This window comes from Citrobacter sp. Cs237 (genome assembly GCF_030332325.1).
GTDB classification, from domain to species: Bacteria; Pseudomonadota; Gammaproteobacteria; order Enterobacterales; family Enterobacteriaceae; genus Citrobacter_A; species Citrobacter_A sedlakii.
The window spans coordinates 441359-463853 of sequence record NZ_JAOWIB010000109.1; the positions used below are offsets into that span (position 1 = coordinate 441359).

19 protein-coding genes are annotated in these 22495 nt (G+C 55.1%); 8 read left to right on the plus strand and 11 right to left on the minus strand.

The window, feature by feature from the left end; translation table 11 throughout:
- The first annotated feature begins 57 nt into the window (after nt 1–57).
- Together OGY07_RS22270 and pyk are read left to right on the plus strand one after the other, a co-directional pair.
- Nucleotides 58–927 carry a MurR/RpiR family transcriptional regulator gene (locus OGY07_RS22270; protein ID WP_042287873.1) on the plus strand — a complete coding sequence of 290 codons (870 nt, stop codon included), beginning with the start codon at nt 58–60 and terminating at the stop codon, nt 925–927.
- A gap of 124 nt (nt 928–1051) precedes the next feature.
- Nucleotides 1052–2494: a pyruvate kinase gene (pyk, locus tag OGY07_RS22275; RefSeq protein ID WP_042287875.1), complete on the plus strand. Its 1443-nt coding sequence runs from the start codon at nt 1052–1054 to the stop codon at nt 2492–2494.
- A 107-nt stretch (nt 2495–2601) separates the two neighbouring features.
- On the opposite strand, the gene lpxM is transcribed toward pyk, so the two are convergent.
- The 3 genes from lpxM to znuA all read right to left on the minus strand — a co-directional run bounded on the left by lpxM (nt 2602) and on the right by znuA (nt 5976).
- Nucleotides 2602–3573, minus strand: a complete 972-nt coding sequence (lpxM, locus tag OGY07_RS22280) for a lauroyl-Kdo(2)-lipid IV(A) myristoyltransferase (protein WP_042287878.1) — start codon at nt 3571–3573, stop codon at nt 2602–2604.
- 120 nt (nt 3574–3693) lie between these two features.
- Nucleotides 3694–5016 (minus strand): murein DD-endopeptidase MepM, encoded by a 1323-nt coding sequence (gene mepM / locus OGY07_RS22285; protein WP_042287880.1) that lies wholly within the window; start codon nt 5014–5016, stop codon nt 3694–3696.
- A 15-nt stretch (nt 5017–5031) separates the two neighbouring features.
- Nucleotides 5032–5976, minus strand: coding sequence for a zinc ABC transporter substrate-binding protein ZnuA (znuA, locus tag OGY07_RS22290; protein WP_042288205.1), 945 nt, complete (start codon nt 5974–5976; stop codon nt 5032–5034).
- Nucleotides 5977–6054: 78 nt separating this feature from the next.
- On the opposite strand from znuA, the gene znuC reads away from it, so the two are divergent.
- Nucleotides 6055–6810: a zinc ABC transporter ATP-binding protein ZnuC gene (gene znuC / locus OGY07_RS22295; RefSeq protein WP_042287883.1), complete on the plus strand. Its 756-nt coding sequence runs from the start codon at nt 6055–6057 to the stop codon at nt 6808–6810.
- Nucleotides 6807–7592, plus strand: a complete 786-nt coding sequence (gene znuB / locus OGY07_RS22300; RefSeq protein WP_042287886.1) for a zinc ABC transporter permease subunit ZnuB — start codon at nt 6807–6809, stop codon at nt 7590–7592. The genes znuC and znuB overlap by 4 nt, the downstream gene beginning before the upstream one ends.
- A gap of 68 nt (nt 7593–7660) precedes the next feature.
- Here znuB and phoH read toward each other — a convergent pair whose 3' ends face one another.
- The 5 genes from phoH to putP all read right to left on the minus strand — a co-directional run bounded on the left by phoH (nt 7661) and on the right by putP (nt 14029).
- Entirely contained in the window at nt 7661–8449 is a 789-nt protein-coding gene (gene phoH / locus OGY07_RS22305) for a phosphate starvation-inducible protein PhoH (RefSeq protein ID WP_042287889.1), read from the minus strand.
- A gap of 513 nt (nt 8450–8962) precedes the next feature.
- Complete coding sequence (gene efeB, locus OGY07_RS22310) at nt 8963–10246, minus strand: iron uptake transporter deferrochelatase/peroxidase subunit (RefSeq protein WP_286603223.1); 1284 nt, start codon at nt 10244–10246, stop codon at nt 8963–8965.
- 5 nt (nt 10247–10251) lie between these two features.
- On the minus strand, nt 10252–11379 hold the full coding sequence (gene efeO, locus OGY07_RS22315; protein ID WP_286603225.1) for an iron uptake system protein EfeO: 1128 nt from the start codon (nt 11377–11379) through the stop codon (nt 10252–10254).
- A gap of 53 nt (nt 11380–11432) precedes the next feature.
- Nucleotides 11433–12266, minus strand: coding sequence for an iron uptake transporter permease EfeU (gene efeU, locus OGY07_RS22320; protein ID WP_286603227.1), 834 nt, complete (start codon nt 12264–12266; stop codon nt 11433–11435).
- 254 nt (nt 12267–12520) lie between these two features.
- Complete coding sequence (putP, locus tag OGY07_RS22325; RefSeq protein WP_042287900.1) at nt 12521–14029, minus strand: sodium/proline symporter PutP; 1509 nt, start codon at nt 14027–14029, stop codon at nt 12521–12523.
- Nucleotides 14030–14426: 397 nt separating this feature from the next.
- Between putP and putA the strand changes: the two genes are divergently transcribed.
- Both putA and OGY07_RS22335 read left to right on the plus strand, forming a co-directional pair.
- Nucleotides 14427–18389: a trifunctional transcriptional regulator/proline dehydrogenase/L-glutamate gamma-semialdehyde dehydrogenase gene (gene putA / locus OGY07_RS22330; RefSeq protein WP_286603228.1), complete on the plus strand. Its 3963-nt coding sequence runs from the start codon at nt 14427–14429 to the stop codon at nt 18387–18389.
- Between the two features lie 101 nt (nt 18390–18490).
- The gene (locus OGY07_RS22335) at nt 18491–18886 is read left to right on the plus strand and encodes a lysozyme inhibitor LprI family protein (protein ID WP_286603230.1); all 396 of its coding nucleotides are present in this window, start codon (nt 18491–18493) and stop codon (nt 18884–18886) included.
- On the opposite strand, the gene rutR is transcribed toward OGY07_RS22335, so the two are convergent.
- Nucleotides 18883–19521, minus strand: coding sequence for an HTH-type transcriptional regulator RutR (rutR, locus tag OGY07_RS22340; protein WP_042287908.1), 639 nt, complete (start codon nt 19519–19521; stop codon nt 18883–18885). The genes OGY07_RS22335 and rutR overlap by 4 nt on opposite strands.
- Before the next feature lie 202 nt (nt 19522–19723).
- On the minus strand, nt 19724–19897 hold the full coding sequence (locus OGY07_RS22345) for a con-10 family general stress protein (RefSeq protein WP_042287910.1): 174 nt from the start codon (nt 19895–19897) through the stop codon (nt 19724–19726).
- 383 nt (nt 19898–20280) lie between these two features.
- Between OGY07_RS22345 and wrbA the strand changes: the two genes are divergently transcribed.
- Together wrbA and OGY07_RS22355 are read left to right on the plus strand one after the other, a co-directional pair.
- Nucleotides 20281–20877: an NAD(P)H:quinone oxidoreductase gene (gene wrbA / locus OGY07_RS22350; protein ID WP_042287913.1), complete on the plus strand. Its 597-nt coding sequence runs from the start codon at nt 20281–20283 to the stop codon at nt 20875–20877.
- 20 nt (nt 20878–20897) lie between these two features.
- Nucleotides 20898–21125: a YccJ family protein gene (locus OGY07_RS22355; protein WP_042287915.1), complete on the plus strand. Its 228-nt coding sequence runs from the start codon at nt 20898–20900 to the stop codon at nt 21123–21125.
- A 34-nt stretch (nt 21126–21159) separates the two neighbouring features.
- On the opposite strand, the gene agp is transcribed toward OGY07_RS22355, so the two are convergent.
- A complete protein-coding gene (gene agp, locus OGY07_RS22360; RefSeq protein ID WP_286603237.1) occupies nt 21160–22401 on the minus strand; it encodes a bifunctional glucose-1-phosphatase/inositol phosphatase in 1242 nt (413 codons plus the stop codon).
- Nucleotides 22402–22495: the final 94 nt, after the last annotated feature.

The following is a 22495-nucleotide window of genomic DNA, read 5'->3' on the forward strand; positions in this document are numbered from 1 at the left end:
AAAATCGCCGCTCGATTTCCTGTATTACTGAAATCGTCATATCCTTGAGTTTACATCATGAATATGCTGGAAAAAATCCAGTCTCAACTGGAACATTTAAGCAAATCTGAACGCAAAGTCGCCGATGTTATTCTTGCCTCGCCAGAACGGGCGATTCACTGCAGTATCGCGACCCTTGCTCAGGAAGCCAACGTCAGCGAACCTACCGTCAACCGCTTCTGCCGCAGTATGGAGACCCGGGGGTTTCCGGATTTTAAACTGCATCTGGCGCAAAGTCTGGCAAATGGCACTCCGTATGTAAATCGCAATGTCGATGAAGATGACAGCGTAGAGTCATATACGGGAAAAATTTTTGAATCCGCGATGGCAAGCCTCGATCATGTTCGCCAGTCACTGGACAAGTCGGCGGTTAACCGCGCGGTAGATCTCCTCACTCAGGCGAAAAAAATCGCATTTTTCGGCCTCGGTTCCTCTGCCGCCGTCGCTCATGACGCGATGAATAAGTTTTTCCGCTTCAACGTCCCGGTGATCTATTCGGACGATATCGTGCTGCAACGGATGAGCTGTATGAATTGTAGCGACGATGATGTGGTCGTACTGATCTCTCACACCGGGCGAACCAAAAGTCTGGTTGAGCTGGCGCAACTGGCGCGCGAAAACGATGCGATGGTCATTGCTCTCACCTCCGCCGGTACGCCGCTGGCCCGAGAAGCCACGCTGGCGATTACCCTGGATGTACCGGAAGATACTGACATTTATATGCCCATGGTCTCTCGACTTGCGCAGTTGACCGTGATAGATGTGCTGGCAACAGGATTTACTTTGCGTCGTGGGGCAAAATTCAGAGATAACTTGAAGCGTGTCAAGGAAGCGCTTAAGGAATCGCGTTTTGATAAAGAATTACTCATCAAGAGTGATAACCGCTAACAGCAATAATAAGTACGACCTTTTTTCGTCATCCGGTTTTGTTCGCTATGCTATGTAAAGGTTTTCAGAACCGCCGGATCAATATTCACGCAACACCAAGTTGTTTTAGTTAACGGAGTATTACATGTCCAGAAGGCTTCGCAGAACCAAGATCGTCACCACCTTAGGCCCGGCTACTGACCGCGATAACAATCTTGAGAAGATTATCGCCGCGGGCGCCAACGTGGTGCGCATGAATTTCTCTCACGGCTCGCCAGAAGATCATAAAATGCGCGCGGATAAAGTTCGTGAGATTGCCGCCAAACTGGGACGCCACGTGGCGATTCTGGGAGACCTCCAGGGGCCAAAAATTCGTGTTTCAACCTTCAAAGAAGGCAAGGTTTTCCTCAACATCGGCGATAAATTCCTGTTAGACGCCAACCTCGGCAAAGGCGAAGGCGACAAAGAGAAAGTCGGCATCGATTATAAAGGACTGCCGGCGGACGTCGTGCCTGGCGACATTCTTCTGCTCGACGACGGACGCGTTCAGTTGAAAGTGCTGGAAGTTCAGGGCATGAAAGTGTTCACCGAGGTAACCGTCGGTGGACCGCTTTCCAATAATAAAGGCATTAACAAGCTGGGCGGCGGTCTGTCTGCGGAAGCGCTGACCGAAAAAGACAAAGCGGATATCGTCACTGCCGCGCTGATCGGCGTTGATTATCTCGCCGTCTCCTTCCCGCGCTGCGGCGAAGATCTGAACTACGCGCGTCGCCTGGCGCGTGACGCGGGCTGTGATGCGAAAATCGTTGCCAAAGTGGAACGTGCTGAAGCGGTGTGCGATCAGAACGCGATGGATGACATCATTCTGGCCTCCGATGTGGTGATGGTTGCCCGTGGCGACCTCGGCGTTGAGATTGGCGATCCGGAGCTGGTCGGTATTCAGAAAGCACTGATTCGTCGCGCGCGTCAGCTGAACCGCGCGGTGATTACCGCCACCCAGATGATGGAGTCGATGATCACCAACCCTATGCCTACCCGTGCGGAAGTTATGGACGTGGCTAACGCCGTGCTGGATGGGACCGATGCGGTCATGCTGTCAGCAGAAACAGCCGCGGGCCAGTACCCTGCGGAAACCGTCGCCGCAATGGCGCGCGTATGCCTCGGCGCGGAAAAAATCCCGAGCATCAACGTCTCTAAACACCGTCTGGACGTTCAGTTCGACAACGTGGAAGAGGCCATTGCAATGTCCGCCATGTACGCCGCGAACCATCTGAAGGGCGTGACTGCGATCATCACCATGACCGAGTCTGGTCGTACCGCGCTGATGACCTCTCGCATCAGTTCCGGTCTGCCGATCTTCGCCATGTCCCGCCATGAGCGCACGCTGAACCTGACGTCTCTGTATCGTGGCGTTACGCCGGTACATTTTGACAGCGCGGCTGACGGTGTGGTGGCTGCAAGCGAAGCGGTAAACCTGCTGCGCGACAAAGGCTATCTGGTCTCCGGCGATCTGGTGATCGTGACCCAGGGTGATGTGATGAGCACCATCGGATCTACCAATACCACACGCATTCTGACCGTAGAGTAACGTGATGTTTGCCCGGTTTCTCCGGCCCATGCCCGTACAGGCATGGGCAGATGAAGCCGCCGTCCTCTGCTGTGAGTAAAAAAACCTCTCTGACGAGAGGTTTTTTTTTATTTGATGGGATACAGCTCTTTGCGCTTGTATGGCTGGATTTCACCCGGCTTGCGTGTTTTCAGCAGCTTCAGGATCCAGGTATATTGCTCAGGGTGCGGGCCGACAAAGATTTCCACTTCCTCGTTCATCCGACGGGCAATAGTGTTGTCGTCAGCGGTCAACAGATCGTCCATCGGCGGGCGAACCTGAATAGTCAGGCGATGGGTTTTACCGTCATAGACCGGGAACAGGGGGATGACGCGCGCGCGGCACACTTTCATCAGGCGACCAATCGCTGGCAGCGTCGCTTTGTACGTTGCAAAGAAATCGACAAACTCGCTGTGTTCCGGACCGTGATCCTGATCGGGAAGGTAGTAGCCCCAGTAACCCTGGCGCACCGACTGTATAAACGGCTTGATGCCGTCGTTACGCGCATGGAGACGACCGCCGAAACGACGACGCACCGTGTTCCAGACATAATCAAACACCGGATTTCCCTGGTTATGGAACATCGCCGCCATTTTCTGCCCCTGCGAAGCCATCAGCATCGCCGGAATATCCACACCCCAGCCGTGCGGCACCAGAAATATCACCTTTTCGTCATTACGACGCATCTCGTCGATGATCTCCAGCCCTTCCCAGTCAACGCGTGACTGTATTTTTTCAGGGCCGCGTATCGCCAGCTCCGCCATCATTGCCATCGCCTGCGGCGCGGTGGCGAACATCTCATCAACAATGGCCTCGCGTTGCGCTTCGCTTCGTTCGGGAAAGCACAACGATAAATTGATCAGCGCACGACGACGCGAGCTTTTGCCCATGCGTCCGGCAAAACGCCCCAGCTTTGCGAGCAGCGGGTCGCGAAAAGAGGCTGGCGTTAAGGCGATGCCCGCCATTGCCGCGACGCCCAACCAGGCGCCCCAGTAACGGGGATGGCGAAAGGATTTTTCAAATTCAGGGATGTACTCAATATTATTTTTTTTTGTTTCCATGCTCGTCCAGTGCCTGATGACGCAAACAATAAATCTGATGATAGTGTAGCGGCGCACCCTGCCGCGCACAAAATAAAAAAGCCGGCACACCATTGCGTACCGGCTTTCTGCGCGTAAGGGTTAATCGAAACGTAACTGTGGCAGAACTTCTTTCACCTGCGCCAGGTAATCCGTACGATCTTTACCGGTCAGCCCTTCCGTACGCGGCAGTTTCGCCGTCAGAGGGTTCACCGCCTGCTGGTTAATCCACACTTCATAGTGCAGATGCGGCCCCGTAGAGCGTCCGGTATTACCGGAAAGCGCGATACGATCGCCACGTTTCACTTTCTGCCCAGGTTTAACCAGCAGTTTACGCAGGTGCATATAGCGAGTGGTATAGGTACGACCATGACGCACCGCCACGTAGTAACCCGCCGCGCCGCTGCGCTTCGCCACGACCACTTCGCCGTCACCGACGGAAAGTACTGGCGTACCCTGCGGCATAGCGAAATCAACGCCACGGTGCGGCGCAACGCGTCCCGTAACCGGGTTAGTACGACGCGGATTAAAGTTAGAGGAGACGCGGAACTGTTTGGCCGTCGGGAAACGCAGGAAGCCTTTCGCCAGGCCGGTACCGTTGCGGTCGTAGAACTTCCCGTCTTCAGCGCGGATCGCATAATAATCCTTGCCCGCAGAACGCAGACGCACGCCCAGCAGTTGGCTCTGTTCACGCTTGCCGTCAAGCATTTCACGCGACATCAGCACCGCAAACTCATCGCCTTTCTTCAGCTTGCGGAAGTCCATCTGCCACTGCATAGCTTTAATAACCGCGCTGATTTCTGAACTGGTCAAGCCGGCGTTTCTGGCGCTGGCGACAAAGCTGCCGCCGACGGTGCCTTTCAGCAGGCTGTTGACCCAGTCGCCCTGTTGCGTTTCCGCCGTCATTTTAAAACCGTTTGCCGCCGTCCGATCGTAGGTTCGGGTTTCACGACGCGACATTTCCCAGGTCAGGCGCTGTAAATCGCCATCGGCTGTCAGCGTCCACGAAAGCTGCTGACCGATTTTCAGGTTACGCAGTTCTTTATCCGACGCGGCAAGCTGAGTGATATCGCTCATATCAATGCCGTACTGATTCAGGATACTGCTCAGCGTATCGCCAGTGGAGACAACATATTCATGAACGCCCGCTTCGCTCGAAATTTTATCGTCCAGCTCATCCTGCGGAATAGCTTCATCTTCCTGCGCAGCCTGATCGATAGGCTCGCTGGCCTCTGGAAGCAGAGAACGAATTTCGCTTTTTTCCAGTTCGATGGTTTTAACGATGGGGGCGGAATCGGGGTGGTAAACATAGGGCCGCCATACAGCGACGGCCAACGTAAGAACGGTAAGGGACCCCAGCATAACGCGATGGGGTCTTGGCAGATTATTAAATGCCAGAGCGACAGAGCGGGCTATCTGTTGCACGTATTCACTTCCTCATTAATCTCCTTTCAGGCAGCTCGCATACTGGTTCGCTAATTGGCTTAAGAACGCGGAATAGCTCGTTTTACCCAGTTTGATATTCGTCCCGAGCGGATCCAGCGTTCCCATTCGAACGGATGTCCCTCTCGCAACGGCTTCGACGACCGCTGGCCTGAACTGCGGCTCAGCAAAAACGCAGGTTGCTTTTTGCTCAACCAACTGTGTTCGTATTTCATGTAAACGCTGCGCACCAGGTTGTATCTCAGGGTTTACGGTAAAGTGACCCAGCGGAGTCAGCCCGTAGTGTTTTTCGTAATAGCCATAGGCGTCATGAAAAACAAAATAACCTTTACCCTTGAGCGGTGCCAGCTCGTTACCGACCTGCTTATCGGTTGCGGCTAATTGTGCCTCAAAATCTTTCAGGTTGGCGTCAAGTTTGGCTCGACTTTGCGGCATAAGTTCCACTAATTTTTCATGGATTGCAACCGCTGTAGACCGCGCTATCTCTGGGGAAAGCCAAAGATGCATGTTGTACTCGCCATGATGGTGATGCGCATCACCTTTTTCACCGTGCGCAGCGTCATGATCGTGTTCATCCTCGTCGTCATCCGCGCCTTTCATGAGCAACGGTTTCACGTCATTCAGGTGCGCAATCGTTACCTGTTTCGCCTGCGGGATTTTACTCACCGGTTTTTCCATGAACGCTTCCATTTCCGGACCAATCCAGACGACTAAGTCCGCGCCCTGTAAGCGTTTTACATCCGATGGACGCAGTGAATAATCATGCTCGGATGCCCCGTCCGGAAGTAATACCTCCGTCTCCGTCACGCCGTCGGCAATCGCCGACGCGATAAAACCTACTGGCTTAAGCGAGGCAACAACGGCGGCGTTTGCAGCCTGGGTTGCACCACCCCAAAGAGCGGCGGATAATGCAGCGAAAAGAAGCGTATTTTTATGTAACATAATGCGACCAATCATCGTAACGTTTGTGTGAATTGTGATATTATAACATTCCACGACATCTGCAAGACTAAAATTGACATGACGACTTTGGTATCACTGGAAAATGTCTCGGTCTCTTTCGGGCAGCGCCGCGTACTCTCTGACGTGTCGCTCGAGCTCAGACCCGGCAAAATTTTAACGCTTCTTGGGCCTAACGGCGCCGGTAAATCGACCCTGGTCCGGGTTGTGCTCGGTCTGGTAGCGCCGGACGAAGGGGTGATCAAGCGCAACGGAAAATTGCGTATCGGTTACGTCCCACAAAAATTATATCTCGACACCACCTTGCCGCTCACGGTCAATCGTTTTTTACGCCTGCGTCCCGCGACCCGCAAAGAAGATATCCTGCCAGCGCTGAAGCGCGTGCAGGCAGGCCATCTTATCGACGCGCCGATGCAAAAGCTGTCCGGCGGTGAAACCCAGCGCGTTCTGCTGGCCCGCGCGTTGCTGAACCAGCCGCAGCTCTTGGTGCTGGACGAGCCGACACAAGGCGTGGACGTCAATGGTCAGGTCGCGCTGTACGATCTTATCGACCAATTGCGTCGTGAATTGGATTGCGCAGTGCTGATGGTCTCCCATGACCTGCATCTGGTGATGGCGAAAACCGACGAAGTGCTGTGCCTTAACCACCACATCTGCTGTTCAGGAACGCCTGAAATCGTTTCCATGCACCCGGAATTTATCTCGATGTTTGGCCCTCGTGGCGCTGAACAGTTAGGGATTTACCGCCATCACCATAATCATCGCCACGACTTACAGGGTCGTATTGTGCTGCGCCGGGGAAATGGTCACTCATGATTGAATTGTTATTGCCCGGCTGGCTGGCCGGGATCATGCTGGCTTGTGCGGCTGGCCCGTTAGGTTCGTTTGTTGTCTGGCGCCGGATGTCCTATTTCGGCGATACGCTGGCCCACGCGTCGCTGTTGGGCGTGGCCTTCGGGCTTCTGCTGAATGTTAATCCGTTCTACGCGGTTATTGTTGTAACCCTGATGCTGGCGGCAGGCCTGGTGTGGCTGGAAAAACGCCCTCACCTCGCCATCGACACACTGCTTGGCATTATGGCCCACAGCGCGTTGTCGCTTGGCCTGGTGGTGGTCAGTCTGATGTCAAATATTCGCGTTGACCTGATGGCTTATCTGTTTGGCGACCTGCTGGCCGTGACGCCGGAGGATTTGCTTTCCATCGCCATTGGCGTGGTGATTGTGTTGGGGATCCTCGGCTGGCAGTGGCGGAATTTATTGTCTATGACCATCAGTCCCGACCTGGCGTTCGTCGATGGCGTGAAGTTGCAGCGCGTGAAGCTGCTGCTGATGCTGGTCACCGCGCTAACCATCGGCGTGGCGATGAAGTTCGTGGGTGCGCTGATTATTACGTCCTTGTTGATTATTCCCGCCGCCACCGCGCGACGGTTTGCCCGCACGCCGGAACAAATGGCCGCGGTAGCAGTGGTAGCAGGCATGATCGCGGTGACAGGCGGCCTGACCTTCTCCGCGCTCTACGATACTCCCGCCGGTCCGTCAGTGGTGTTATGCGCCGCGCTGCTTTTTATCCTCAGCATGATGAAAAAGCAGGCGAACTGATATGCGCACGTCGCATGCGATGAAAAACAAAGCCCGGTTTCCCCGGGCTCTGAACACAACGTACTTTTTCAACTATAAGCATTGAGTGTTCGCTGGCACAGCGCCGAGCGCACACAATCCTCTTTGCCAAAGCGGACAATGCCGACCATTTCATCTTCACTGAAGCGCGCCAGCGCATCGCTTAATCCAGACTGAACGTGCGCGGGTAAATCGCATTGGGTGATATCCCCATTCACAATGACCGTCACGTTCTCCCCGAGGCGAGTTAAAAACATTTTCATTTGCGCAGCAGTGACATTCTGAGCCTCGTCGAGAATGACCACCGCATTTTCAAATGTACGTCCGCGCATATAGGCGAACGGCGCGATTTCTACCTTACCGATTTCAGGTCGCAGGCAATATTGCATAAAGGATGCCCCGAGCCGTTTAACCAGCACGTCGTAAACAGGCCGGAAATACGGGGCAAACTTCTCCGCTACATCCCCAGGTAAGAAGCCGAGATCTTCGTCGGCCTGCAGAACTGGACGGGTTACGATGATCCTGTCAACATCCTTATGTATCAGGGCCTCTGCTGCTTTTGCCGCGCTGATCCAGGTTTTACCGCACCCGGCTTCGCCCGTGGCGAAAATCAGTTGTTTACTCTCGATAGCATTCAGGTACTGCGACTGAGCGTCATTACGCGCCTTGATTGGCGTGGTGTCGCGACTGTCGCGCGCCATGCCGATCGCTTCTACGCCACTCATCTGCACAAGCGAGGTGACCGATTCTTCTTCACGCTGTTTATGACTGCGCGAGTCCCGTCTCAGCACACGTTTTGCCTCACGACGAGCTTTGATCACTGCTTTTTGTCTTCCCATGGATAGCACCTTGAGTTGTTGGTATTCATCACACGCGCCGTTGGCAGCGCGATTATGCGCACAAACATCTGAGGGTTGGCTTCCTTGTAAGCCATGACTTGCCTTTCGAAAAGACGCCACGCACGGCTACGCGCACCGACAATGGCGTCCGTATGACATCGTAAAAGGAGGGGTGAGAGAAATTTAGCGGTGACGAGGGGGCAACCGGAGGAAAGACGTCCGCGAAAGAGAGTGCATTGATGTTCAACAAGCTGTCCAGTACAGGACCTTACCATCCGCGATCTCCATAGTGAATGTTCATCACCGCCGGGAACTACCGCTCTTACTTTTAAGTACATCAGAATTTATTAATATTGCAACAATATATTTACACAATATTAACTGAATTCACTTTTGATGTTGGCAACAGTCTCTTACAAGCATATTACAAAATTATTTCAAAAATCGGATCATACAAAAAAACTATTTTTTTAAGCCGCGCCGTCAGCCCTGTCCGTGGACAGGGTGACAGTATCAGGCTTCAAGGAGCGACTGGCCAAGATAATGATCCGGATCCTTCACGCCTGGAAAAACAAAGAAGTAGCCTCCACCAATCGGCTTTATGTACTCCTCCAGCGCTTCCCCATTCAGACGCTTTTGCACTGCCAGAAAACCTTTTTCGAGATCGTGCTGATAGCAGACAAACAAGAGTCCCATATCAAGTTGACCGGAAGGCGTCACCCCGAGGGAATAGCTGTAGCCACGGCGCATCATCAGACTGGACTGGGTTTCCGGCGTGCGTGGATTGGCAAGACGTATATGGCTGTCCAGCGCAATCACATTCCCGTCCGGATCGCTGGCATAGTCGGGCACGTCATGCTCGTGCCGCATTCCCAGCGGCGCTCCCGTCTGCTTGTCGCGACCAAAAATTGTCTGCTGCTCTTTAAGCGGCGTCCGGTCCCAGAACTCTACGCGGAACTGAATCAGACGCACCGCCTGATAAGTGCCGCCAAACGCCCACGCAGGTTCATTTTGATCTGAGGTAATCCATACCACCGCCTGCATAAGTTTGTCATCGCGGCTGTCCGGGTTTGCCGTACCGTCCTTGAAACCCAGTAAATTGACAGGCGTCTCTTTCCCTTTGCTCCGCGCCGCGTGGTCGGATATAAACCCTTCCCGCTTCCAGCGAATGCTCAGCAGATCCGGCGTGTGCTTAATGATATCGCGCAGGGCATGTATCACCGTATCCTGAGTATTGGCGCAAATCTGCAACAGCAAATCGCCATGACACAGCGCGGCGTCCAGCGAGTCATTGGGGAAACGGGTCATCTTTTGTAGCGATGTCGGCATGTGTGACTGCAAGCCGAAACGCGCATCAAACAGCGAATAACCCGCCGACAAGGTCATGGTGAGGTTATCCGGAGCAATGTAGGCCCCAAGAATGCCCGAGTCCATTGGCGGCAGACGGGGGTTAGGCGTATCCGGCGCAGGACCGCCGTGAGTCAGAAAGGCAATGCGCTTTGTCAGCAGACGGAACAAACGTTCGAGATCGGCCCTTTCACTCGCCAGGACGTCAAAAGCCACCAGCATCATCGACGCCTGCTGTGGCGTCAGGATCCCGGCCTGATGCGCACCATAAAACGGCTGCCTCTCGTTGCGGGCATCCGGCGCTAACGTCCCCGGGGCGCTGCGCGTTTTTTGCGCATGAGCGACCGGACATCCGCCGGCCAGCGCCAGTGTGCCGCCAAGAGCGCCCATCCCTTTCAGTAAACGTCGGCGTGACGGCTCGCTCACGCCGGTTTTGTCATCGTCCTGCATCGCGGTTAATCCAGTCCCAGTACGCCGCGTAGCTGCGCGAGATCTTCCGCGAGCGCGGTAATTGGTCCCTTCAGGGCGTTACGGTCAACCCCGGTCAGCTTGTCGTAGGTTTCAAAGCCGTCCGGGGTGCGGTATTTCGCGAGGATGGTATCGACTTTTTTAAAGTTAGCATCCACCTTCGCCAGCAGTTCGGCGTTTGCATCCTGCAACTGCGGACGCAACAGGTTGACAATTTTCTGCGCGCCATCAACGTTGGCCTGGAAATCCCACAGATCGGTGCGGCTGTAGCGTTCTTCTTCGCCACTGATTTTGGTGGCGGCCACTTCTTCAATCAGCGCCGCAGCCCCACCCACCACTTTGGACGGCGGGAACGCAAGTTCACTGATGCGTTTTTGCAGATCCTGCACGTCCGTATACAGCCCGTCGGCGTACTGCGCCATACCTTTATTGCTATTGTCGCTGAACAGTGCCTTTTCCAGACGGTGAAAACCGGTGAATTTCGGGTCAGCGGCTTTCTGTTCGTAGTCGTCTTCGCGGGCATCAATGCTGCCGTCGAGATCGGAGAACAGTTCGGCAATCGGTTCAATACGTTCATAATGTTGCCGCGTCGGCGCATACAGCGACTTCGCTTTATTCATGTCGTCTGCCTTCACCGCATCGGTAAAGGCTTTTGTCCCGGACACCAGTTGCGCGGTTTCGGCGGTGACATAGGCTTTGTATTCGCTAATGGCGTCGCTCAGACGTAACAGCGCGTCGCTTTGCGCTCCTTCAACGCTAGCGGCGCCTTTAACAACCAGCTTCCCTTTGGGATTGGTCAGCAGGCCGCAGGTCATTTCATATTCGCCCGGCTGCAGATTGGCGGTCATTTTCTGGCTGAAACCGGGCGCGATATTTTCGCGCTCTTCAACCACCATCACCCCTTTAAGGATTTCCCATTCCAGCGCTTTCTGACTGTGGTTTCGAATGATAAATTGTGTCTTACCGGCGTTCACCGTAAGCGTCATCGGCTCGCACCGTTTATCGGTTACCGTCACATTCACTTGCGGCACATCGGCGGCATGCGCCGACAAGGCGGAAGCGAAAAGCGCGGCCATGCCAGGCAGCAGCGCACTCATGCGGAAGTTTTTCGTCATGACCATCCCTTTAAAGTATGTTGTAACTAATTAAAAATTTGCGTCGCACTGCCTTAGGACGTGATGCCTGACGCGGTTGCGCCTGTACGCGGCGGCAATACAAACAGCACCAGCGCCGGTATCAGGTAGATAAACCAGACCGCCACCTCGCTAACGCTTGGCGCTTCCTGGTAACCAAAAATGCCTTCCATCAGGGTGCCAAACAATGAATGTGTCGACAGAACGGCGCTCATATCAAACGCAACGTCCTGGAAGTGATTCCACAGCCCCGCCTCGTGGAAGGCGCGGATCGCGCCCGCCGCCAGACCTGCCGCCACCAGTAAAATGAACAGTCTGGTCCATTTAAAGAAGGCTGCCAGATTCAGACGAATACCGCCCCAATAAAGTAAGAAGCCCAGGATCACGGCAGTGGCCAGCCCCAGCAGCGCCCCTACCGGCGGCCAGATACCCACGTCCTGTTGAAACGCGGCCAGCAGAAAAAAGACCGACTCCAGCCCTTCCCTCGCTACTGCAAAAAAGACCATCAGGATCAGCGCCCAGCCCTGGTGATTGCCGCGTTGCAGCGCATTGTCCACCGCCTGTTCAAGCGCCACCTTGACGTTGCGCGATACTCTCCGCATCCAGAACACCATCCAGGTGAGGATCGCGACCGCAATCACCGCCACTATCCCCTCGAACAGTTCCTGCTCTTTTTGTGGAAACTCGCCGGTTGTCTCGTTAATCACAACCCCAAGCCCAAGACAAAGCGCGGCGGCGAGAATAACGCCAACCCACATTGCACGGATCCAACGCCCCCGCTGGGTTCGCTTCAGGTAACTGGCTATCAGGCTGACAATCAGCGCGGCTTCCAGCCCTTCACGCAACATAATCAGAAACGGAACAAACATGCCGGGCACCCTTAACGTTATTGTCAGTCAATTAATGCAAAGAAAAGTAAATTAGAGTGATAGTGATTATCATTACGCAAAATAAAAATTCAAGCGGAATGTCATGAGAATGATGTCTGAATGTAAACACTTAGCGAGGTAAGAATACGTGCCGTTGGGTAAATGGGCGGTGATAAAAAGGCCCGCTTTGAGCGGGCCTGGAAAGTCGTTGGGCGGAACCTGCAGAAGGTCTCGCGGCAAAGAATGTCTAACGATTAATTTTCCTGCAAACGCGACGGCGGCGCAGAGTGATAGTGCGCATCCGCCTCAGCGAAGCGTTGTAGCATGGCAGACGACGGCGCTTTCCCCAGCAGACTGAAGATAACAATCCCGATACTGCCAAAGATAAAGCCAGGAATGATTTCGTACAGATCCAGCCAGCCAAAGTGTTTCCAGACGATAACGGTGGCTGCGCCGATAATCATCCCCGCCAGCGCGCCGTTGCGGGTCATTCGCGGCCACAAGACGGAGAACAGCACGACCGGACCAAACGCGGCGCCAAAACCGGCCCAGGCGTAGCTCACCAGACCCAACACGCGGTTGTCCGGATTGGCAGCCAGGGCGATCGCCACCAGCGCCACCACCAACACCATCACGCGCCCGACCCACACCAGTTCCTGCTGACTTGCCCCTTTGCGTAGAAACGCCTTGTACAAATCTTCCGTAATCGCGCTGGAACAGACCAACAGTTGGCAGCTGAGCGTGGACATCACCGCCGCCAGAATCGCGGACAGCAGAATACCGGCAATCCACGGATTAAACAGGATTTGCGCCAGCTCAATGAACACTCGCTCAGCGTTTTGATCCACCGCGCCCGCCAGCGCCGGATTGTTAGTAAAGTATGCGATGCCAAAGAAGCCGACCGCTACCGCTCCCGCCAGGCAGAGGATCATCCAGGCCATACTGATGCGCCGTGCGTGAACGATACTGTGGTGGGAATCCGCCGCCATAAAACGCGCCAGAATATGCGGCTGACCGAAGTAGCCCAGCCCCCAGCCCATCAGGGAAATAATGGCCACAACATTCAGTCCTTTAAGCATGTCGACATTTTCAATGCTCTTTTGCTTGATCACTTCCAGCGACTCGCCAAAGCCGCCAACGCCGATAATCACCATTACCGGGGTCAGGATCAGTGCGAAAATCATCAGGCTGGCCTGTACAGTGTCGGTCCAGCTTACTGCCAGGAATCCGCCAATAAAGGTGTACAAGATGGTCGCCGCCGCGCCTGCCCACAGAGCGGTTTCATAGCTCATGCCAAATGTGCTTTCAAACAGACGCGCGCCGGCCACAATCCCGGACGCGCAGTAAATCGTAAAGAACAGCAGGATCACCAGCGCGGAGATAATGCGCAGGATCCGGCTTTTATCTTCAAAGCGACCGGTGAAATAATCCGGCAGCGTCAGGGCGTTATTGTTGTATTCCGTGTGCACGCGCAGGCGTCCGGCAACCAGCTTCCAGTTAATCCATGCGCCTAATGTCAAACCGATAGCAATCCAGCTTTCCGAAATACCGGAAAGAAAAATCGCGCCAGGTAAGCCCATCAGCAGCCAGCCGCTCATATCCGAAGCGCCTGCGGATAACGCCGTGACGAAGGGGCCGAGGCTGCGACCACCCAAAATATAATCATCAAAGTTCTTGGTTGAACGCCAGGCGATAAAGCCAATCAATATCATGCCAAAAATATATACGCAGAATGTCACCAGCATCGGTGTGCTAATTGCCATAAATTCTCCAAACTTTACTGTTTTATTGCTCTGCCGGAACGTGACAGAGCATGTTGTATTTGCCAGGCGACCGTATCCTGCCGGAAGCGCGGGTTATTCACAATCGATTTAACACACCATTTACATCAATTTTTATTGCAGATGAATACTATTTTCTTGCAGGTTGCACTCTCTCACATTTTTTACGGTTGCACCTTTTAAAAGTGTTAAGTGCCGCAGAGAAAAAGATACCGTTATTCTTTTCGCTGCGGTCATAGCGCTTTCTTTTATTAACAATTCATTCATTTTTATGCTTGTTATGCAGGTCACATTTAACGTGGTTGCACAAAGTTGCAACATAGTGGATATTTCTCGATAACTAATCGCAGGACATTACCGAATAACAGGAGCAGACGGCATGGGAACCACCACGATGGGGGTTAAACTGGACGACGCCACGCGTGAACGAATTAAGCTGGCGGCCACACGCATTGATCGCACCCCGCACTGGCTGATCAAGCAGGCCATTTTTAATTATCTGGAAAAGCTGGAAAATGAAGACGCGTTACCGGAGCTTCCGGCGTTGCTGGCAGGCGCGGCAAACGAAGGCGATGAACCGTCTGCCGCGCAGGAAGACGTCCATCAGCCGTTCCTCGAATTTGCCGAGCAGATCCTGCCGCAGTCGGTTTCGCGCGCCGCCATTACCGCAGCGTACCGTCGTTCAGAAACCGACGCCGTTTCCATGCTGATGGAACAAGCGCGTTTGCCGCAGCCGGTCGCCGAACAAGCGCACAAGCTGGCATATCAGTTGGCGGATAAACTGCGCAACCAGAAAACCGCCAGCGGTCGCGCCGGGATGGTTCAGGGACTGTTGCAGGAATTTTCCCTCTCTTCGCAGGAAGGCGTAGCCCTGATGTGTCTGGCGGAAGCGCTACTGCGTATTCCGGACAAAGCAACGCGTGACGCCCTGATCCGTGACAAGATCAGCAACGGAAACTGGCATTCACACATTGGTCGTAGCCCGTCGCTGTTTGTCAACGCCGCCACCTGGGGGTTGCTGTTCACGGGCAAACTGGTTTCCACCCATAACGAAGCCAATCTTTCTCGCTCGCTGAACCGCATAATCGGCAAAAGCGGCGAACCGTTGATCCGCAAAGGCGTGGATATGGCGATGCGTCTGATGGGCGAGCAGTTCGTGACCGGTGAAACCATCGCCGAAGCCCTGGCGAACGCCCGCAAGCTGGAGGAGAAAGGTTTCCGCTACTCTTACGATATGCTCGGCGAAGCCGCGCTGACCGCTGCCGATGCGCAGGCTTATATGGTTTCTTACCAGCAGGCGATCCACGCGATTGGTAAAGCGTCCAATGGTCGCGGCATCTATGAAGGACCGGGGATCTCCATCAAGCTCTCCGCCCTGCACCCGCGCTACAGCCGCGCGCAATACGATCGGGTGATGGAAGAACTCTATCCGCGGCTGAAGTCCCTGACGCTGCTGGCGCGTCAGTACGATATTGGGATCAATATTGACGCAGAAGAAGCCGACCGTCTGGAAATCTCCTTAGACCTGCTGGAAAAACTGTGTTTTGAACCAGAGCTGGCGGGCTGGAACGGGATTGGCTTTGTGATTCAGGCTTACCAGAAGCGCTGTCCGTTTGTGATTGATTACCTGATCGATTTGGCCACCCGCAGCCGCCGTCGCCTGATGATCCGCCTGGTGAAAGGCGCTTACTGGGACAGCGAGATCAAACGCGCGCAGATGGAAGGTCTGGAAGGCTATCCGGTCTATACCCGTAAGGTGTACACCGATGTTTCTTACCTGGCCTGCGCGAAAAAGCTGCTGGCGGTGCCTAATCTTATCTACCCGCAGTTTGCGACGCATAACGCCCACACGCTGGCGGCCATCTATCAGCTTGCGGGACAGAACTATTATCCGGGCCAGTATGAATTCCAGTGCCTGCATGGCATGGGCGAACCCCTGTATGAACAGGTCACCGGAAAAGTGGCCGACGGCAAACTGAATCGTCCTTGCCGCATTTACGCCCCGGTGGGCACCCATGAAACACTGCTGGCGTATCTGGTGCGTCGTCTGCTGGAAAACGGCGCGAATACGTCGTTTGTTAATCGCATTGCCGACACCACCTTGCCGCTGGATGAGCTGGTGGCCGATCCGGTAGAAGCCGTGGAGAAGCTGGCGCAGCAGGAAGGCCAAACCGGGTTGCCGCATCCGAAAATTCCGCTGCCGCGCGATCTCTACGGCAAAGGCCGCGACAACTCCGCCGGTCTGGATCTCGCCAATGAACACCGTCTGGCGTCCCTCTCCTCTGCCCTGCTCAACAGCGCGTTGCAGAAATGGCAGGCGAAGCCGATGCTCGAAGATGCGGTTGCTGAAGGGGAAATGCGCCCGGTAATTAACCCTGCCGAACCGAAGGACATCGTCGGCTATGTGCGTGAAGCGAATGAGGCGGAAGTGGAGCTGGCGTTGCAAAGCGCGGTTAACAACGCGCCCATTTGGTTCGCGACCCCGCCGGAAGAACGCGCGGCGATCCTGCATCGTGCCGCGGTGCTGATGGAAGGCCAGATGCAGCACTTAATTGGCATTCTGGTGCGCGAAGCCGGGAAAACGTTCAGCAACGCGATCGCTGAGGTCCGCGAAGCGGTGGACTTCCTGCATTACTATGCCGGTCAGGTACGCGATGATTTCGACAACGAAACGCACCGTCCGCTGGGTCCGGTGGTCTGTATTAGCCCGTGGAACTTCCCGTTGGCGATCTTCACCGGACAAATCGCCGCCGCGCTGGCCGCGGGCAACAGCGTGCTGGCGAAACCCGCCGAGCAGACCCCGCTAATTGCCGCTCAGGGCGTCGCAATTCTGTTGGAAGCGGGCGTACCGCCGGGCGTGGTACAACTGCTGCCAGGACGCGGGGAAACCGTGGGGGCGTCGTTGACCGCTGACAGCCGCGTGCGCGGCGTGATGTTTACCGGCTCAACGGAAGTGGCGACACTGCTGCAACGCACTCTCGCCACCCGACTGGACGCGCAGGGACGCCCGATTCCGCTGATCGCCGAAACCGGCGGCATGAACGCGATGATCGTGGACTCCTCGGCGCTCACCGAACAGGTGGTTGTCGACGTGCTGGCCTCGGCGTTTGACAGCGCCGGTCAGCGCTGTTCTGCACTGCGTGTACTATGCCTGCAGGATGACATTGCTGACCATACGTTGAAAATGCTGCGCGGCGCGATGGCCGAATGCCGGATGGGCAACCCTGGTCGTCTGACCACGGACATCGGTCCGGTGATTGACGAAGAAGCAAAAAACAACATTGAACGTCACATCCAGACAATGCGTGCAAAAGGCCGTCCGGTGTTCCAGGCGGTGCGTGAAAACAGCGATGACGCCCGCGAGTGGCAGAGCGGTACTTTTGTGATGCCCACGCTTATCGAGCTTGAAAGTTTTGACGAACTGGAAAAAGAGGTCTTCGGCCCGGTACTGCACGTGGTGCGTTACAACCGCAATAACCTGGAGACCTTGATTAAGCAGATTAACGCTTCCGGCTATGGCCTGACTCTGGGCGTCCATACTCGCATTGATGAAACTATCGCCCAGGTTACCGGCTCAGCGCATGTGGGCAACCTGTATGTCAACCGTAACATGGTGGGCGCGGTGGTCGGGGTTCAGCCGTTCGGCGGCGAAGGCTTGTCCGGCACCGGCCCCAAAGCGGGTGGACCGTTGTACCTGTATCGCCTGCTGGCCCACCGTCCGGAAAACGCGCTGTCGATCACCCTGGCGCGTCAGGATGCGGAGTACCCGGTTGACGCTCAGCTTAAGGCCGTGCTAACGGAGCCGCTGACGGCGCTACGCGACTGGGCGCGCGATCGCCCCGAGCTGCATCAGCTTTGCCAGCAATTTGGCGAACTGGCGCAGGCGGGAACACAGCGTCTGCTGCCGGGTCCCACCGGCGAGCGCAATACCTGGACGCTGCTGCCGCGCGAACAGGTATTATGTATTGCCGATGAGGAACAGGACGCACTGGCGCAACTGGCGGCGGTCACCTCGGTTGGCAGTCTGATCCTGTGGCCAGACGATGCGTTCCACCGCGAGCTGGCAAAACGGCTTCCCGCAGCGGTTACCGCCCGTATTCAGTTTGCGAAAGCCGACAGCCTGACTTCGCAGCCATTTGACGCGGTGATCTTCCATGGCGATTCCGATCAGCTTCGCGCACTGTGTGAAGCGGTCGCCGCCCGCGAAGGCGCGATTATCTCCGTGCAGGGCTTTGCCCGTGGCGAAAGCAATATCCTGCTGGAACGGCTGTATATCGAACGGTCGCTAAGCGTGAATACCGCCGCCGCAGGCGGTAACGCCAGCCTGATGACAATCGGTTAATCGTGTAGAATCCCCCCGGTGGCGCTACGCTTACCGGGGCTATGTCTCAACCGTAGGCCGGATATGCACAGCGCATCCGGCTTTTTAATACGGAGGAAAGGATGAAAAGAATCGTTATCGCAGGCGCGACGCTGCTGCTGTGCGCAAACGCGCTGGCCGATGAGTGTGCGAACGCCACAACCCAGGCCGACATGAACGCCTGTGCTATTACGCAATATCAGACGGCGGATAAAAAGCTCAACGATACTTACCAGCACGCGCTTAAACGCGCGGCGCCCGCGCAACAAGCGCTGCTGAAAAAGGCGCAAACCGCGTGGATTGCGGTGCGGGACGCCGACTGCGCGCTGATCAGTTCCGGTACCGAAGGCGGAAGCGCCCAGGTGATGATCGCTAATCAGTGTCTGGCGGATAAAACCATCGAGCGCGAAGCGTTTCTCGCCTCGCTGCTGCAATGTGAAGAAGGTGACATGAGCTGCCCGTTGCCGCCAGCAGGCTAACGAACGCGGATCCCTTCGATGATCATGCGCTGGACGTTCGCCACCGTCCGATCAAAAAAGGCCTCATCACGCAGCGTTGCGCCCGTTACTGCTTCAACCTGCGGCGCGAAGTCGGCGTAATGCTGGGTCGAGGCCCAAATCATAAAGATCAGATGATGCGGATCGATCGGCGCCAGTTTGCCGCTGTTGACCCATCCGGCAATCAGCGCGGATTTGTCATCAATTAACGCTTTCAGATCCCCGGTCAGTTCGGCCATCAATAGCGGCGCGCCCGCCAGCATCTCCATACAGAATAACCGCGACGCCTGTGGGTAATCGCGGGAAACCTCCAGCTTCAGGCGAATGTATTCGCTTATGGCCTCCAGCGGTGCGAAATCCTCGCGAAACGCTTTGAGCGGCGCCAGCCAGATGTCGAGGATCTGCCGCAGCACGGCGACATAAAGCGCCTCTTTAGACGGGTAGTAATAAAGCAAATTGGTTTTCGATACCCGGGCCTGCTCGGCGATCTGCTCAAGGCGCGTGCCATGAAAACCATACTGGGAAAAGGTGTTTAACGCCGCCGTTAAAATAGCCTGACGTTTCGCGCTAACCGCCCGCGAGCGTTTACCACTTTTGTTTACAGCCCCCTGCGCCATGCCCCTCTCCTGTCCGTTCGTTCAGGGTGTTATTCACCTGCCGAATAAAAATAATGGCGCTTAGTCTGCGGGGGGTTAAGAGACAGTTCAACCGTACCGGCAAAAAAAACCGCCGGAAAATTCCGGCGGCGGTGGTTTCATCACCTCGGCGTTAGTCATGTTCATTAACGCGTTGCATGATGGTCTTCAGGGTGGGGTCACGCTAGCTTTTGCGGTTACCGCCGCTGCTCTTGCCCCCTTTCTTACCTGCTTCAGATGCACGCTGCGGGTCATTTTTAAAATTCCCCCCGCTGTGCTGACCACCTTTACGACCTGCTTCTGATGCTCTTTCACGGTCTTCGGCAAAATTACCGGAACCGCCTCGATGGTTTGCCATTACTGACCTCCGTCATTGATTAGACATCATATTGCATAGGTTTTGAGGAGTGATTCCTCACGCAACGTATGACCGGTGACATCATTTTCGCTACGTGATACTAAGCTTAGGCAATACGGGCATTTCAGCCAGCGTATCGTAATATCCTGCAACAGCTATCCGCCGTTATCGGCAATAATCGCCGCGAACAATCAATAAGCCATTCTTATGATTAAAAAAAACTCACCGGCAGAAAATGTATCATTTTGCTACAAAAGCCATTTCAGTGAAAATTGTTATAAATCAAAGAAATGGTGGCGATATTTGCACTCTGGGCGTGACGGCATATCTTTATAAAGGGTAGCGAATCGCTACAGACACGGTTAACGCGAGGAGTAGGACAAATGGCTAAAGTTCTGGTGCTTTATTATTCCATGTACGGACACATCGAAACAATGGCGCACGCGGTTGCAGAAGGCGCAAACAAAGTCGACGGCGCTGAAGTGGTGGTTAAGCGTGTGCCAGAAACCATGCAACCTGAAATTTTCGCCAAAGCAGGCGGCAAAGCCCAAAACGCCCCCGTCGCCACGCCGCAGGAGCTGGCTGATTATGATGCCATTATTTTTGGTACCCCAACGCGCTTTGGCAATATGTCGGGACAAATGCGCACCTTCCTCGATCAGACGGGCGGCCTTTGGGCTTCTGGCGCGCTGTACGGCAAACTCGCCAGCGTGTTCAGCTCCACCGGTACCGGCGGTGGCCAGGAACAGACCATTACCTCCACATGGACTACACTTGCCCATCATGGGATGGTCATTGTGCCTATCGGCTATGCCGCCCAGGAACTGTTTGATGTTTCGCAGGTTCGTGGCGGAACGCCGTACGGCGCGACGACTATCGCCGGCGGTGACGGCTCTCGCCAGCCAAGCCAGGAAGAACTTTCAATCGCTCGCTATCAGGGTGAATACGTTGCCGGTCTGGCCGTTAAGCTCAACGGCTAGTCTTCAACAGGAGGATAAGCATGCCAACTCAAGAAGCAAAAGCGCACCGCGTCGGTGAATGGGCAAGTCTGCGCAATACGTCGCCGGAAATAGCCGAGGCCATCTTTGAAGTGGCCGGATACGATGAGAAACTGGCCGAGAAAATTTGGGAAGAAGGCAGTGATGAAGTCCTGATCAAAGCCTTTGATAAAACGGATAAAGATTCGCTCTTCTGGGGCGAGCAAACCATCGAACGCAAAAACGTCTGACCCCACTTCCCCCGCATTCGCGGGGGAACCTCTCTTATTTTGCTGCCGCATTCATAACCGCGTCGAATTTATCGATCGGGCAAAACCCGTTGGCGTCCACCGGACAGCCTTTCAGTTCCAGCGTCACACGCTGCGGTGGGGATTTCAGCGTCAGGACATCCGCGTTACGCAGTTGCTCACTGCTTTGATAGACGTATTCGATTTTCATCAGATCGCGTCTGGCGCGGCTGTCATGCCAGCGCTGGAAGACAATTTTGCCGCCAATCGGCGTACGCTCGTACTGGTTATGCAACTGGTATGGCTTGAAGTCGAGCGCCGTCAATAGCGAAGCGATATTCGAGTCATGCCCTACCAACACGGTAATTTTCGGCGCGTTAACGCGATCGGTCACCAGCGTCTTGTCGATATAGTTCACCAGGGGCGCTGCCACGTTGCGCGCCACGCCCGCAGAGGTAAACAGGCTGTCCTGATAGCCATTTTTCAGTTTCGACAGCACCTTCCACTGCTGATCGGTTTTGATTTCGCCCCATGCGACCTGATCCATCGGAAAGCCTTCGTAGTACTGCAGGGTGAACGCGTCCACCAGCGAGTTACCGACCTTCAACGGCCCGGAAACGCCCGGCTCCTTCTGGTACGTCGCGCTGAACGTATCTTTTTCGTCCGTCAGTGAACAACGTTGTCTTTCTTTACATGACGGAGACGTATTGTAACGGGTGATCTGCTCAAGCAGTTTATAACTCTCGTCGAGATGCATGCCTGCGCGCTCTTTTTGCATCGCCTGGATGGCTTTCTCGCTGAACGCGGCGGCGTCGTCGGTGATCACCGGGTTGAAGGTCGGGTCCATCGTGCCCATTTTTTCCTGATGATGTACCGGCACATCGCAGCCGGGGAATGCGCCGGTTATAAAGAATTGGGCAGTGGCGACGGTGCGTTGCAGACTGTTAGCATAGGCATAAACCGCGTCAGACGCCGGACATTCGCCGGACTTTACCATCCCCTGCGCGGCCAGCCATTCGCGCATATAGTGCCCCATATACACCTCGAGCACGCCGCCTTTCGTGGTGAGCTGTCCGCCCGGTACGTCCCATTCAGGCCACTTATTCGGCGTCGACTGTTCCAGTACGCTGCCGTTATTCGCCAGCGGCGCGCGCAGGTTGTGTCGGCTCATCATCAGCACTTGCTGTAGCTGATAACCTTCCGGTGTGGTTTGCGCCTGCGCGCCAACAGACACCAACATGCCCCCAGCCACTGCGGCGGCAATTAACGTTTTTTTCATCCCTATGCCTCTTGTTGTTATTTACGCGCCATCAGTGTGACAGAGTGTTGATAAATTTCCGGGAAGGTATCCGCAAAAACGGCGGAAAAAGATT